The 12,411-nt window shown below is 65.8% G+C and carries 14 protein-coding genes; 9 read left to right on the plus strand and 5 right to left on the minus strand.

All coding sequences use genetic code 11. The features are described 5' to 3' along the window. Window positions 1-11: 11 nt before the first annotated feature. The 3 genes from B5520_RS17890 to B5520_RS17900 are packed head-to-tail and all read right to left on the minus strand — an operon-like array spanning window position 12 to window position 2,632. A complete protein-coding gene (locus tag B5520_RS17890; protein ID WP_079598425.1) occupies window positions 12-1,205 on the minus strand; it encodes an acetyl-CoA acetyltransferase in 1,194 nt (397 codons plus the stop codon). Continuing rightward, the gene (locus B5520_RS17895) at window positions 1,202-1,873 is read right to left on the minus strand and encodes a CoA transferase subunit B (RefSeq protein ID WP_079598426.1); all 672 of its coding nucleotides are present in this window, start codon (window positions 1,871-1,873) and stop codon (window positions 1,202-1,204) included. The genes B5520_RS17890 and B5520_RS17895 overlap by 4 nt, the downstream gene beginning before the upstream one ends. A gap of 27 nt (window positions 1,874-1,900) precedes the next feature. After that, complete coding sequence (locus B5520_RS17900) at window positions 1,901-2,632, minus strand: CoA transferase subunit A (protein WP_079598427.1); 732 nt, start codon at window positions 2,630-2,632, stop codon at window positions 1,901-1,903. Between the two features lie 176 nt (window positions 2,633-2,808). On the opposite strand from B5520_RS17900, the gene B5520_RS17905 reads away from it, so the two are divergent. Beyond that, a complete protein-coding gene (locus B5520_RS17905) occupies window positions 2,809-3,603 on the plus strand; it encodes an IclR family transcriptional regulator (protein WP_079598428.1) in 795 nt (264 codons plus the stop codon). A 109-nt stretch (window positions 3,604-3,712) separates the two neighbouring features. Here B5520_RS17905 and nadE read toward each other — a convergent pair whose 3' ends face one another. Then, window positions 3,713-4,567, minus strand: coding sequence for an ammonia-dependent NAD(+) synthetase (gene nadE, locus B5520_RS17910; protein ID WP_079598440.1), 855 nt, complete (start codon window positions 4,565-4,567; stop codon window positions 3,713-3,715). A 74-nt stretch (window positions 4,568-4,641) separates the two neighbouring features. Between nadE and pyrE the strand changes: the two genes are divergently transcribed. The 4 genes from pyrE to B5520_RS17930 all read left to right on the plus strand — a co-directional run bounded on the left by pyrE (window position 4,642) and on the right by B5520_RS17930 (window position 7,944). After that, complete coding sequence (pyrE, locus tag B5520_RS17915; RefSeq protein WP_079598429.1) at window positions 4,642-5,226, plus strand: orotate phosphoribosyltransferase; 585 nt, start codon at window positions 4,642-4,644, stop codon at window positions 5,224-5,226. A 135-nt stretch (window positions 5,227-5,361) separates the two neighbouring features. After that, window positions 5,362-6,129: a GAF and ANTAR domain-containing protein gene (locus B5520_RS17920; RefSeq protein WP_079598430.1), complete on the plus strand. Its 768-nt coding sequence runs from the start codon at window positions 5,362-5,364 to the stop codon at window positions 6,127-6,129. A gap of 84 nt (window positions 6,130-6,213) precedes the next feature. After that, window positions 6,214-6,834, plus strand: a complete 621-nt coding sequence (locus B5520_RS17925; RefSeq protein WP_079598431.1) for a hypothetical protein — start codon at window positions 6,214-6,216, stop codon at window positions 6,832-6,834. A gap of 69 nt (window positions 6,835-6,903) precedes the next feature. Next, window positions 6,904-7,944 carry an alpha/beta fold hydrolase gene (locus B5520_RS17930; RefSeq protein WP_079598432.1) on the plus strand — a complete coding sequence of 347 codons (1,041 nt, stop codon included), beginning with the start codon at window positions 6,904-6,906 and terminating at the stop codon, window positions 7,942-7,944. On the opposite strand, the gene B5520_RS17935 is transcribed toward B5520_RS17930, so the two are convergent. Then, the gene (locus B5520_RS17935) at window positions 7,941-8,771 is read right to left on the minus strand and encodes an HAD-IIA family hydrolase (RefSeq protein ID WP_104443630.1); all 831 of its coding nucleotides are present in this window, start codon (window positions 8,769-8,771) and stop codon (window positions 7,941-7,943) included. The genes B5520_RS17930 and B5520_RS17935 overlap by 4 nt on opposite strands. Before the next feature lie 273 nt (window positions 8,772-9,044). On the opposite strand from B5520_RS17935, the gene B5520_RS17940 reads away from it, so the two are divergent. The 4 genes from B5520_RS17940 to B5520_RS17955 all read left to right on the plus strand — a co-directional run. Next, on the plus strand, window positions 9,045-10,058 hold the full coding sequence (locus tag B5520_RS17940) for a hypothetical protein (RefSeq protein ID WP_079598434.1): 1,014 nt from the start codon (window positions 9,045-9,047) through the stop codon (window positions 10,056-10,058). A gap of 92 nt (window positions 10,059-10,150) precedes the next feature. Next, window positions 10,151-10,768, plus strand: coding sequence for a TrmH family RNA methyltransferase (locus B5520_RS17945; RefSeq protein WP_079598441.1), 618 nt, complete (start codon window positions 10,151-10,153; stop codon window positions 10,766-10,768). A gap of 657 nt (window positions 10,769-11,425) precedes the next feature. Beyond that, window positions 11,426-11,845: a hypothetical protein gene (locus B5520_RS23085; protein ID WP_254865622.1), complete on the plus strand. Its 420-nt coding sequence runs from the start codon at window positions 11,426-11,428 to the stop codon at window positions 11,843-11,845. A 285-nt stretch (window positions 11,846-12,130) separates the two neighbouring features. Then, a partial coding sequence (locus B5520_RS17955; RefSeq protein WP_176156906.1) for a class II fructose-bisphosphate aldolase occupies window positions 12,131-12,411 on the plus strand: 281 nt, incomplete at its 3' end.

Here is a 12,411-nt window from a genome sequence, read left to right on the forward strand (position 1 = left end):
CCGCGTTGCTTTCAGACGGCTTCGAGGATGCTGACGTAGTTGGCGATGCCCACGCCGCCCATGTTCTGGACGGCGGCGCGGCGCGGGTTTCCCAGTTGCATGTCGCCGGCGGTGCCTGTCAGCTGCATCGCGGCCAGGACATGCTGGGATACGCCGGTGGCGCCGACCGGGTGGCCCTTGGACTTGAGGCCGCCGGAGAGGTTGATGGGCAGTTTTCCGTCCTTGTACACCCAGCCTTCCTCGAGGGCGCGGGTGCCTTGGCCGGGTTCGGTGAGCCCCATGGCCTCATACATGAGCAGTTCGGCGATGGTGAAGCAGTCGTGGACTTCGGCGAAGTCCAGGTCCTCGAGTCCGACGCCGGCCATCGCCAGGGCGCGCTGCCAGGATACGCGGGTGGCTTGGAACGCGGTGGGGTCCCTGCGCGCGGCGGGGAAGAAGTCGTTGGCCTGGCCGAATCCGGCAAGCCGCACGGGCGCAGTTGCTCCGCCCGTGGGTGAGCTGGACAGCACGACGGCGGCGGCGCCGTCGGAGACGGGGGAGCAGTCGGTGCGGCGCAGCGGGTCGGCCACCATGGGGTTCTTGTCCGAGACAGTGCGGCAGAACTCCTCGCCGAGGTCCTTGCGGAGTTGGGCGTAGGGGTTGTCCACGCCGTTGCGGTGGTTTTTCGCGGCGATGGTTCCCAGCACGTCCCCCAGTTTCCCGTCGGCGTCGTAGCGCTTTGCGTAGTGCTTGGCCACCTCGGCAAAGAGGCCGGTGAATCCGGTGGTGGAGGCCTTGCCGGCCATGTCGTAGTCTGCGCCCAGCAGCCCGGCACCCACCACGTCTGCTCCGGCGTGGGTCATCTTCTCTGCCCCGATGACCAGGACCGTCTTCGCGGTGCCCGCCAGCAGGGACTTGGTGCCCTGCTGGAACGCTGCAGATCCTGAGGCACAGGCGTTCTCCACCCGGGTGGCGGGCACGTTTGCCAGCTCCGGGGAAACCTGCAGCGCCAGGGAAGACGGGAAAGCCAGGGGCATCATGCCGGAGTTGAACTGGCCGATATAGATCTCGTCGATCTGCCCGGGCTCAACGCCTGCGGTGGTGATGGCGTCAGTTGCCACCTGGACAATCAGCGATTCGAGGGTCTCCTCGGTGAGCTTGCCGAATCGGCTGTGTCCCCAACCGGTGATCAGGACGTCCTTGCCGAACTGTTCCTGCAGGCTCATGCGATGGCTCCTTCGCGCTCAAGGGCGATGTCGAATTCCGCGTCGGTTTTGTCATGGATCTCGCCCAGCGTTACGCCCGGCGCCAGGCGGGTGAGCGTGAGCCGCCGCCCGCCGTCGTCCTTCTTGACGAGGTCGAAGACGGCAAGGTCGCTGATGATCCGGTCCACGCAGCTCAGCCCGGTCAGCGGAAGCGTGCATTCGCGCACGATCTTCGCGGTGCCGTCCTTGGCGTTGTGTTCGGTGAGGACCACTACCCGGGGCGTCCCGGCCACCAGGTCCATGGCACCGCCCATGCCCTTGACCATCTTTCCGGGGATGGTCCAGTTGGCCAGGTCCCCGTTGCCGGAAACCTGCATGGCCCCCAGGATGGCCACCTTGACGTGCCCGCCGCGGATCATGCCGAAGGAGGTGGCTGAGTCGAAGATGCTCCCGCCGGGCAGCACGGTCACGGTCTGCTTGCCGGCGTTGATGAGGTCAGCGTCCTCCTCGCCCTCGTACGGGAACGGGCCCATGCCCAGCAGGCCGTTTTCGCTTTGCAGGACCACGCGCACGCCCTCGGGGAGATTGTTGGCCACGAGCGTGGGGATGCCGATGCCCAGGTTCACGTAGTCGCCGTCGTTCAGTTCCTCGGCTGCGATTGCAGCCATTTCATCCCTGGTCCAGGCCATGGGTTTCTCCTTCAGTATGTTGGGCGCTTAGACGGACAGTGCTTCGGTTTCAACGGCAACAGGGCGCTGCCGGACGGTGCGCTGCTCGATGTCCTTGGTCCGGGCTGTGGCCTGCACCAGGCGCTGGACGAAGACGCCCGGCGTCACCACGTGGTTCGGGTCCAGTCCGCCGGGCTCCACAATCACCTCGGCCTCCGCGATGGTGAGCCTGCCTGCCGTGGCGACCACCGGGTTGAAGTTCCGTGCGGTGTAGCGGTAGATCAGGTTGCCGTCCGTGTCGGCAGTGTGGGCGTGGACCAGTGCGACGTCGGCAGTGATGGCGCGCTCCCGGACGTACGTTTCGCCGTCGAACACCTCGTGCGGCTTGCCCTCTGCAACCAGGGTGCCCACGCCCGTTTTGGTGTAGAAGGCGGGAATGCCGGCGCCGCCGGCGCGGAGGCGCTCCGCCAGGGTGCCCTGCGGCGTGAACTCCACTTCGAGGCGGCCGGCAATGTACTGCTCAGCGAACAGCTTGTTTTCCCCAACGTACGAGGCAATGACCTTCCGGACCTGGCCGGCTTCGATCAGGACGCCCAGGCCCTTCCCGTCCACCCCCATGTTGTTGGACACCACGGTCAGGTCCTTGACGCCGGAATCGCGGACGGCTTCGATGAGGTCGGCCGGAATGCCGCTCAATCCGAAGCCTCCCACTGCGAGGGTCATACCGTCCTGCAGTGCGTCCCGGAGGGCATCAGCGGCGGATGGTTGGAGCTTGGTCATGGCGTCTCCTCATCGAGAATTTCGTTTGTCCACTTTGTGGATGGGTGATCTGGAAACTGAGGCTACGGGCGTCGCTTGATGGGTGTCAAGGGGGCAACTCGCGTGCTCTTTACCGCTTTTTACACTGTGGACGATATGCTGACAGCTATCCATATTGTGGACATGAGAGGTGGGAAATGAGCAATCTTCCCGTGCAGGGCGCGCAGGTGGTCAGCCGCATCGCCGGATTGTTACGGCTGGTGGGACGGAGCGCTGAGGGCATGTCCCTGGCGGGCCTGGTGCGGGAATCGGGCCTCACCCGGCCCACCGTCCACAGGCTGCTGTCCTCCCTGGCATCGGAAGGGCTGTTGGACCATGACGCGTCGAGCGGCAACTGGGTGCTGGGACCGGAAATCCTCCTGATGGGTTCCGTGGCGTCCGCGCGGTTTCCCCTGGAGGACATCGCCCGCCCCAGCCTTCGCCGGTTGGCCGAAGCCACCGGTGAGAGCGCCTTCTTCTCGATCCGCCGCGGCGGGGAAACGGTCTGCCTGCTGCGGGAGGAGGGAAGCTTCCCGGTCCGTTCCTTCGTGCTGCACGAGGGGGTCCGGTTCCCCCTGGGCGTCGCCTCCGCCGGAACGGCCATCATGGCTTTCCTGCCGGAGGCTGAGCAGGAGGAGTTGCTGGACGGGTGGACGGCCCACGCCGGAGCCTTCGCTGCCGGCCACCCGCGCGAGCTGGTCCGGGAGAACCTCGCGCGGACACGCCTGCACGGCTACTCGGTGAATCCCGGGCTGGTGCTGGAGGGAAGCTGGGGCATGGGCGCTGCGGTGTTCGACCCGTCCGGCCGGCCCGCGTGGGCGCTGTCCCTGACCGGGATTGAGCCGCGCTTCCGGCCCGACCGCCAGGAAGAACTGGGCGGCCTCCTGATGGCGGAGGCCCACCGGATTACCCAGCAGCTGGGTGGGGAGGGAAAGGGGACGCGGCCCCGTTGAGTCTCCCCGCCTTTGCCAGGGAACGACGACGGCGCGCCCACCTTCCCGGCGGGGCGCGCCGTCGTTCGTCCCCAAAGGTGGGAATTTCAGCGACTTTCCAGCTGGGTTCCTACAGTCCGGCCCGCGGTTCCTCCGGGCCCTCGTGCTTCCACCAGGTGTCGAAAATGCTGACGGGAACGGTGCGCTTGTGCCGGGTGCGCAGGTACTTCTGTTCGATCAGTTCGGCAACGTCATCCGGAACCTCGCGGCCCTCCAGGTAGTCGTCGATCTGGTCGTACGTCAGCCCGAGCTCGTCCTCGTCCGTCCGGCCGGGCCGGTCATCGAGCAGGTCCGCGGTGGGCACCTTTTCCCAGACGCGTGCAGGGGCGCCGAGTTCTGCCAGCAGTGCCCGGTTCTGCCGTTTGTTGAGGCCGAACAACGGAAGGATGTCCGCGCCGCCGTCGCCGTACTTGGTGAAGAAGCCGGTGACGGATTCCGCTCCATGGTCCGTGCCGATCACCAGGTAGTTATGCTCGCCGGCAAGGGCATACTGGGCAATCATCCGGGTGCGGGCCTTGGTGTTGCCCTTGTGGAAGTCCGAAATTTCGCTTCCCACGGTTTTCTCGAACTCATCCTCGAAACCGTCCACGGCGGCGGAGATGTTGAACGTCCACTCGGTCTTGGGCTGGATGAAGTCGAGCGCGGCCTGGGCGTCTTCCTCGTCATGCTGCACCCCGTACGGCAGGCGGACGGCTACGAAGTTGGCCTCAACGCCCTCGGCTTCAAGCTCCTCGACCGCCAGCTGGGCAAGCTTTCCGGCGAGGGACGAATCCAATCCGCCGGAGATGCCCAGGACGAAGCCCTTGGTCTGTGTGGCCTTGAGGTAGTCCTTGAGGAATCCGACACGTTTGCGCACCTCCCCTGCGGGATCGATCCGGGGCTGCACGCCCATTTCTTCGATGATGGTGGCCTGGAGTTCGCGCATGAGGTCCACACTAGCCAGCCGTGTCAACGGGGCTCAAGCATCCACACTGTCCGGCCGCTACTAAACTGGAGCGCATGACTTCCCACAGTGAGACTGCAGTAGACTTTGCAGCCGCCCGCGCCCGCCTGCTCGAACTGATCAAGGAACTCGCCGTGGTCCGCGGCAAGGTGATCCTCTCCAGCGGAGCAGAGGCGGACTACTACATCGACCTCCGCAGGATCACGCTGCACCACGAAGCATCAAAGCTGGTGGGACAGGTAATGCTGGCGCTCGCGGACAAGGCCGGGATCGATTTTGAGTGCGCCGGAGGCCTTACCATGGGCGCGGATCCCGTTGGAACTGCCGTCATGAACGCCGCCGCAGATTCGGGCCGTGCCGTTGACGCCTTCGTGGTCCGGAAGGCCCAGAAGTCCTATGGCATGGGGCGCCAGGTGGAAGGCCCCTCCGTGGAGGGCCGCAAGGTACTGGTCCTGGAGGACACCTCCACTACCGGAGGCTCTGCCCTCACCGCCGTGGAAGGCGTCCGCAAAGCCGGCGGCAATGTGGTGGCTGTTGCCGTGATCGTGGACCGCGATACGGGAGCCAAGGAAAAGATCGAAGCTGAAACCGGCGTGCCCTACCTGTTCGCCTTTGGCAAGGACGAACTGGGCCTTTCGTAGTCTTATTTCTCCGCCGCAGCCGGATCCTTGCCGGTCCGGTTGCGGGGGCCAGGGGCCGGACTTTGTTGGATCCAAACTTGAGGGTGGCCTATTATTTGCGTTAACCCCCTTTAGTACCCGTTGGAGAACCTGCCCATGCTCACCCCCGAAAAACCTCTGAGCACCACGGACCAGGTCCAGAACCTCATCCTGGACAGCGCCGATTTCGAGGACTTCCTCAACGAGCTGGCGCGCTTCTCGGCACACCAGATGGCAGGCGACGGAGAGGACGCCCTCTGCGGCATCACCCTGCTCCGCGACCGCAAGGCCGCCACCATCGGCTGGAGCAGCGACTCCGCCCGGGAAGTGGACGAGATCCAGTACTCCCTGTCCCAGGGGCCGTGCCTGACGGCGGCCAAGGAGGAACGCGAAGTCCACGTTCCGGACCTTTTCGAGGAGAACCGCTGGGGCCCGGATTACGCGAACGCGGTGGCCTCGCACGGCCTCCGGTCGGTGCTTTCCCTGCCCTTCAACCTCCAGGGCGACGCCAAAGCGGCACTGAACCTGTACTCGGACGTCCCGCGCAAATTCGACGAGCGTGCTACCGCGAGGGCCCGTGGCTACACCCGGGAAATTTCGCAGGCCCTGCGGCTGGCGGTGCGGTTCTCGCTGCACACGGACAGTGCCGCGAACCTGCGCGCAACCCTCGAGTCCCGGACCATCATCGATATTGCCGTAGGCATCGTGATGGCCCAGAACCGGTGCAGCCAGGAGTCCGCGGTGAACATCCTCACCGAGGCGTCCAGCAACAGCAACACCAAGCTGCGGGACATCGCCAAATCGCTGGTGGATTCCGTGGGCGGCACGGGCACCCGGACCCACTACCAGGAACCCGGCCAGAGGCAATCGGACCAGACGGCCTGACATACGGGTTGTGCCCGCTCCCGCTGGAGGATACGCTTGCCGAGGTTGAGCCGTCGGCCATAGACACCCTTTTTTGGAGTACCTATGGACCGCGCACTGAATGCCATCGTTAACCTCGATGTCCCCGCCGATACCGTCTGGATCGACGTCCGGGGGAGCCTGAACCACGAATCGCGCCCCGACCTCATGCACATCATCCGGCGGGTCAGGCGCATGGGTATCCGTTCCCATGTCAGAGTGGACCTCTCCAACGCCGTGCTGGTGGAGTCCTCTGCCCTGGCCGGGCTCCGGACAGACCTCAACGCCATGGATTCCACGCTGCCGGCCCTGCACGGTGCCGGCGTGTCGCTTCACCTCACCCCCGCCACTGACAGCTGGACGTCCCCCTCAGACACGGGCGAATCCCGCGTGCAGCCCCTTGTCATCGTTGACGACGACGTTGCCCTCCTGGGGGCCGGGCATGATGCGTTCCCCGCCGCGCCGGCTGAACCGTTGGAGGAAATTTTCGGCCGGCCGCTGGCGGAGTACGCCGACGAGGAACTCCTGGCGGCCAGCGACTCGCTGTTTGCCATGCTGGACAATCCGAAAGCCTTCGCCGGCGCCGATTTGCTGGGCCGCTACAACGACATCGGCCAGGAACTCTCGAGGCGCCGGCAGGAACCGGAAACACCATTCCCGGCAGCGGAGGATCAGGCAGCCAGCTGACGCGGCGTCACTGAATGGTTACACCCCGCTTCTTGCGGCGGTGTCTTCAGTTGTGCCTACGGTAGAGGTGTGCCGTATGAGGGGGACGTAAATCCGCAGAACCGGCGCGGGAGTTCCGCTGCCCGGCTGCTGGCGGAAGCTGCTGCCCTGAAACAGTTCTCGCGGCGCGGTTTCCTCACCGGAGCCGGCGCCTCCGGGCTGCTGGCCGCAGACATGCTGCTCACCCGGCAGGTCCAGTCGCAGCGCCGGACGGACAGGATCCTTACCATTTCGGACGGTTTCGCGGACCTCTACTACCCGGACGCCAGCTGGTTCCTGTTCCCCGGCTACAAGACCAGCTGGGAAGAGGCGCAATGGATCCTCAACTCACTGCGCGGGTCCCTGAACAAGCGGGCCAGGCTGGCCGCCGTCGGCTACTCCAACCAGGGCCTGGACATCGACAGCATAGTGATCGCCCTGATCGAGCACGTCCGCGCCCAGAAGATCACCAAGCTGTTCTTCTACGGGCACAGTTTCGGCGGGATGGTCGCAACCCAGGTGGCCGCCCGGCTGCTGGAGATCCACGGTGTGGAGGTGAAGTTCATCGTGCTCGACTCCAGCCCCTACAGCAAGCACGATGTCCTGGACCAGAGCTGGTTCGACGGCGTCGTGTTCCTTTACGAGCGCGGATTCCGGTTCCCGTCCACCCTCCGCGGCGGCTACGAGCTGGGCGAACGGGTCATCCACAAGGATGAACGCAGCTGGCGCCAGATCCTGGACCAGACGATGGAACAGCTGTCCCCGATCGCTCCGTCCAGCGTGCTCGTCCAGACGGAGTCCGCGTACATCTACCACTTCGAAGGTGCCCGGTTCGCGGGCAAGATCGGTACGGCCAAGATGGCCTACGTCGGCAATCCCCGGGACCGGACCGTCCGCTACCAGACGGCAGCCGAAGCCTGGGCCGTGGCGTTCAAGGACAACATCGTGTCGACGGACCTGCAGACCACAGGTGCCGCCCCGGCGCATGCGAGCCCGGGCTGGAACCCCAACATCTACCGGCCAATACTGGACGAACTGCTGGACGGGTTCTTCCCCCTGCCCCGCGGCGGCTCCAGGGTGACCGTTTTCTAGATCTGGTTCTTCAGGTCCGCCACGGAATTCAAGACCTGGTTGGGCCGGAACGGGTAGGCACCGATGTCCTCGCGCCGAGTGATGCCGGTCAGGACCAGGACCGTATGCAGCCCGGCCTCCATGCCGGCGATGATGTCTGTGTCCATCCGGTCACCGATCATGGCGGTGGTCTCGGAATGCGCATCAATCTGGTTCATGGCGGAGCGGAACATCATGGGGTTGGGCTTGCCCACCACATAGGGCTCCCGGTCCGTGGCCTTGGTGATCAGCGCGGCGATGGCACCGGTGGCGGGCAGGGGGCCGTCCTTCGACGGGCCGGTGGCATCCGGGTTGGTGGCAATGAAGCGGGCGCCGGCCAGGATGAGGCGGATGGCGGTGGTGATGGCCTCGAAGGAATACGTGCGTGTTTCGCCGAGCACCACGAAGTCCGGGTCCTGGTCGGTGAGGATGAAGCCTGCCTCATGCAGCGCCGTCGTCAGTCCTGCCTCGCCGATTGTGTAGGCGCGGTTGCCCGATCCTGAACCCTGCACCTGGTCCTTCAGGAACTGGGCGGTGGCCAGGGCGGAGGTCCAGATGTTCTCCTCCGGTACTTCCAGTCCGGAAGCGCGGAGCCGGGCGGCAAGGTCACGCGGAGTGAAGATGGAGTTGTTGGTCAGCACCAGGAACCGCTTGGACGTGTCAACCCACCGCTGGATGAGCTCCGCGGCCCCGGGCACCGCCTGGTTCTCGTGGACCAGCACACCGTCCATGTCCGTCAGCCAGCACTCGATGTCCTGGCCGCTGCGGTAGACCGCCGGGTTTCCCTTGACCGTGTCCGCTTCTGCCATGTTTTCTCCTCCAGGTTCATCTGCCGGTTGCGGCTCCCAGTCTTTCATCCTTCTGCCCGAACAACCTGGACCCCTGGAGGGAAGGGCCCGGCGGCCAGCCTGGCTGCCCGGTCCACTAGGCTCTTAGCTGGCACCAAGGTGCCAGCGGCTGCGGATCCGGGGATGCCCGCAGTGTTTGTTGCGCCGGCACGCGCCAGCACGTCCCTTTGAACAGAGACCATCTGGCACCGTGCGGGAACCGCAGGCTGCCACCAGCACCTGAAAGGGACTGCCATGAGCAACAGCAACTACAGTGCCCCGCCACCGTCCAGGGATGCCGCCGGGGCCTACGCGCCGCCGCCGCTTCCCGGCCAGCACCCCAACCAGCAGTATTCCGGCCAGCAATACCCCGGGCAGCAGTACCCGCAACCTGGTGCCCCGCAGCAGCCGCAGCACGAGCCGCCCCGTAACAACAAGACGCTGTTCATCGTCCTGGGGGCAGTTGCGGCAGCCGTTATAGCCGCGCTCGTCGCCGTTTTTGTGTGGGTGGTCCCGGTGTTCACCGCGCCGCGCGCCGCAGATTCCCCGTCCGCGGGGGCATCGTCCCCGGCGCCGGAGGAAAGCCCAGCGGGTGAAGAATCGGCTGCACCATCCGGCCAGGCTGCGGACGATGTGCCGGCCGGCGCCATTCCCCTTCCCCCGGGCTGGGCGGACCTGCAGGGGCCGGCCAACATCCCCGCCGAGGGCGATCCCCTGTTCAGCCGCTTTGTCACAGGAGAGTCCTCCTTCCAGTACCTCACATCCTGGACCGCCGATGACACCTTCGGAATTACCGCGGATCCCACCACCGGTACGCCCATGCAGCAGAAAGCCCAGGGCACGGAGGAGCGCGACGGCGACGGCATCGCCTTGGCCTACGCGTTCTTCGCCGAAGCCGAGGAAGGCAAATACGGCAAGGAACCCGGGAAGGTGCAGGCGGCCATAGCGGAGATCCAGGCGAAGTTCGCCGCCATGCCCGCAGCCGACCTGCCGCAGCACCTGGTGGGCCACAAATGCACGGGCAACTTCAAAACCACCACTCCCGAGACCCGCGAATTCCGCCGGACGGCCGCCGTCGTCATCGGTTTTACCTGCACCAACGCCCGCGGCGAAACCATCCGGGCCGTGAACCTGTTCAGCGTCACCCCGTGGGGAACTCCGCAGATGGTGGGCGTCAGCGGCCACGAGACGTACTGGAACGAACACCCGGACCTGCTGGAGCAGATCTCCAACTCCTACCGTGCCAACCGCTGGAAACTGGACGGCTGACCCGCGGCTAAAGTTGAAGCGTGACTGACCAGCCCCAGACTCCGCCGCCGTCCGATCCGCCGTCCGGCGAGGCAGCGCCGGAGGAGGACTCCGTGCCCAAGGCGGAGGTCGGCGTCGGGCCCTGGGAAGGGAAACTGCCGGAAGGCGACCACTGGGATCCCGACCTCCTGGCCGACGGCGACCGGCGCAACGTCCTGGACAAGTACCGGTACTGGAAGCACGAGGCGATCGTGGCGGAGCTGGACTCCCGGCGCCACAACTTCCACGTGGCCATCGAGAACTGGCAGCACGACCTCAATATCGGCACGGTGGTGCGCACCGCCAACGCGTTCCTCGCCAAGGAGGTCCACATCATCGGCCGACGGCGGTGGAACCGTCGCGGGGCCATGGTCACCGACCGCTACCAGCACGTCCGGCACCACCCCACCGTTGCCGACTTTGTCGAGTGGGCGCAGGGGGAAGGGCTGGCCATCATCGGGATCGACATCTTCCCGGACTCCGTCCCGCTGGAAACGTACGAGCTGCCGAAGGACTGTGTGCTGGTGTTCGGCCAGGAAGGTCCCGGGCTCACGCCGGAGGTCCACGAGGCGGCCGTCGCCACCCTGTCGATCGAACAGTTCGGCTCCACCCGGTCCATCAATGCAGCGTCCGCCGCCGCGATCGCCATGCACGCCTGGGTGCGGCGGCACGTCTTCAACCAGCTCACTTAGTACTGCCCCTTCCCGCGAGATGGCACTTAACGGCAGTCCAAGCGCCCGGAACTGCCGTTAAGTGCCATCTCGCGCGGGGGAGGGCACCCAGGCTGTGGATAACCCCTATCCGGGCTCCGTGAACGAGCCAGAATGAGGGATGCGCAAGGCCATCCTTCCCGACCATTTGAACAATGGTTCATTCTCCCTTCGGGCCTCGGACAAGGCCGGAGTCACACGTACCCGCACGGCGGCAAAGGACCTGGTGACGGTTTCACGGGGTATCCGGGTGCCGGTGCAGTCGGGCGCCACGGGATCAGCAGCTTTGCGTGCCTACACGGACCTTGACGACACCTCCATCCTCACGTCGTTATCGGCCGCCCGGGTCTGGGGCGCGCCGCTGCCCGCCAGGCACAGAGGCGATTGGCGGATCCACCTTGCCCGGCGGCGGGGCTTCAGCTTCCCGCGCCGCGCCAACGTGGTTGGACACGTGCTGACATTCTTCCCGGACGAGGTGCTGGAGTACGACGGCGTCCGGCTCACGTCGCCTGCGCGGACGTGGCTGGACCTTGCTGGTTTGCTGACCGTGGAGGAGTTGGTAGCCGTTGGCGACTATCTGGTCTGCTGCCACGGCCTGCATTTCCGATGCCCAGGGCCGCTATATGCAGTATCGATGACTTGCGGGACGTTATCGGGCGGCACCGTGGCATGCGGGGTGTCCGGACAGCACGGGAGGCAGTTGAGCTGGTCCGCGTGGGCAGCGACTCGGTCCCTGAGACCAGGATGCGCCTCGCGCTCGTTGATGCAGGCCTGCCCGAACCCGTCCTGAACCATGTGTTGTTTGAGAGCCGGGGCGTCCCGGTGCTGTGGCCGGATGCGGCCTATCCGCGCTGGGGTATCGCGTTGCAGTACGACGGCGGACATCATGCCGGCACGGAACAGCATTTGAGGGATATCGATCGGCAGGACCGGACCGAGATCCACGGCTGGCTGGAGGTCAGGATCGGCAAACATCATCTCGAAGGTGACCGTCCCGCCGTCGTACCCAGGGTCCGGCGGGCACTGCAAAGCCGGGGCTGGAGGCGAGATGACAGATAAGGGCAGAGGCGGGCGCCGTCATTGCCGTGAACTGCCATCTCGAGTAAGCCCAGGCCGGCGCGGGCCCGAGCCTGCGAGGCGAGGGTGCGGGTACGGCCTTGCGAGGCGAGGGTGCGGGCGGTGGGCCCACGCCCGCAGGGTTCCCTGGCCGAGCTTGCGAGGCGAGGGTGCGGGCGGGGCGTAACCAGGAGCACACCCAGTGCGGTAATGACTAGGATGGTGCCTAGCCGTACAGCGGTCTACGGGTTACCAGCCCCACAGACAAAACTCAGCATAGGAGTCAGCATGCCCATTGCAACCCCAGAGATCTACTCCGAGATGATCGACCGCGCGAAGGCAGGCGGCTTCGCGTTCCCGGCCGTGAACGTGACGTCCTCCCAGACGCTGAACGCCGCGCTGCGCGGTTTCGCGGAGGCTGAGTCCGACGGCATCGTCCAGGTCTCCACCGGCGGCGCCGCGTACTGGTCCGGCGCTTCCACCAAGGACATGGTGGCCGGTTCGCTGGGCTTCGCCGCGTTCGCCCGCGAGGTGGCGAAGAACTACAACGTCAACATCGCCCTGCACAC

This window comes from Arthrobacter sp. P2b (genome assembly GCF_900168295.1).
In the GTDB taxonomy this organism is placed as follows: Bacteria; Actinomycetota; Actinomycetes; order Actinomycetales; family Micrococcaceae; genus Arthrobacter.

What these genes read in the sequence shown, in the direction of transcription:
- B5520_RS17890 (WP_079598425.1), bottom strand. Translation starts at nt 1,205, where the DNA reads ATGAGCCTGCAGGAACAGTTCGGCAAGGACGTCCTGATCACCGGTTGG.
- B5520_RS17895 (WP_079598426.1), bottom strand. Translation starts at nt 1,873, where the DNA reads ATGGCCTGGACCAGGGATGAAATGGCTGCAATCGCAGCCGAGGAACTG.
- B5520_RS17900 (WP_079598427.1), bottom strand. Translation starts at nt 2,632, where the DNA reads ATGACCAAGCTCCAACCATCCGCCGCTGATGCCCTCCGGGACGCACTG.
- B5520_RS17905 (WP_079598428.1), top strand. Translation starts at nt 2,809, where the DNA reads ATGAGCAATCTTCCCGTGCAGGGCGCGCAGGTGGTCAGCCGCATCGCC.
- nadE (WP_079598440.1), bottom strand. Translation starts at nt 4,567, where the DNA reads ATGCGCGAACTCCAGGCCACCATCATCGAAGAAATGGGCGTGCAGCCC.
- pyrE (WP_079598429.1), top strand. Translation starts at nt 4,642, where the DNA reads ATGACTTCCCACAGTGAGACTGCAGTAGACTTTGCAGCCGCCCGCGCC.
- B5520_RS17920 (WP_079598430.1), top strand. Translation starts at nt 5,362, where the DNA reads ATGCTCACCCCCGAAAAACCTCTGAGCACCACGGACCAGGTCCAGAAC.
- B5520_RS17925 (WP_079598431.1), top strand. Translation starts at nt 6,214, where the DNA reads ATGGACCGCGCACTGAATGCCATCGTTAACCTCGATGTCCCCGCCGAT.
- B5520_RS17935 (WP_104443630.1), bottom strand. Translation starts at nt 8,771, where the DNA reads ATGGCAGAAGCGGACACGGTCAAGGGAAACCCGGCGGTCTACCGCAGC.
- B5520_RS17940 (WP_079598434.1), top strand. Translation starts at nt 9,045, where the DNA reads ATGAGCAACAGCAACTACAGTGCCCCGCCACCGTCCAGGGATGCCGCC.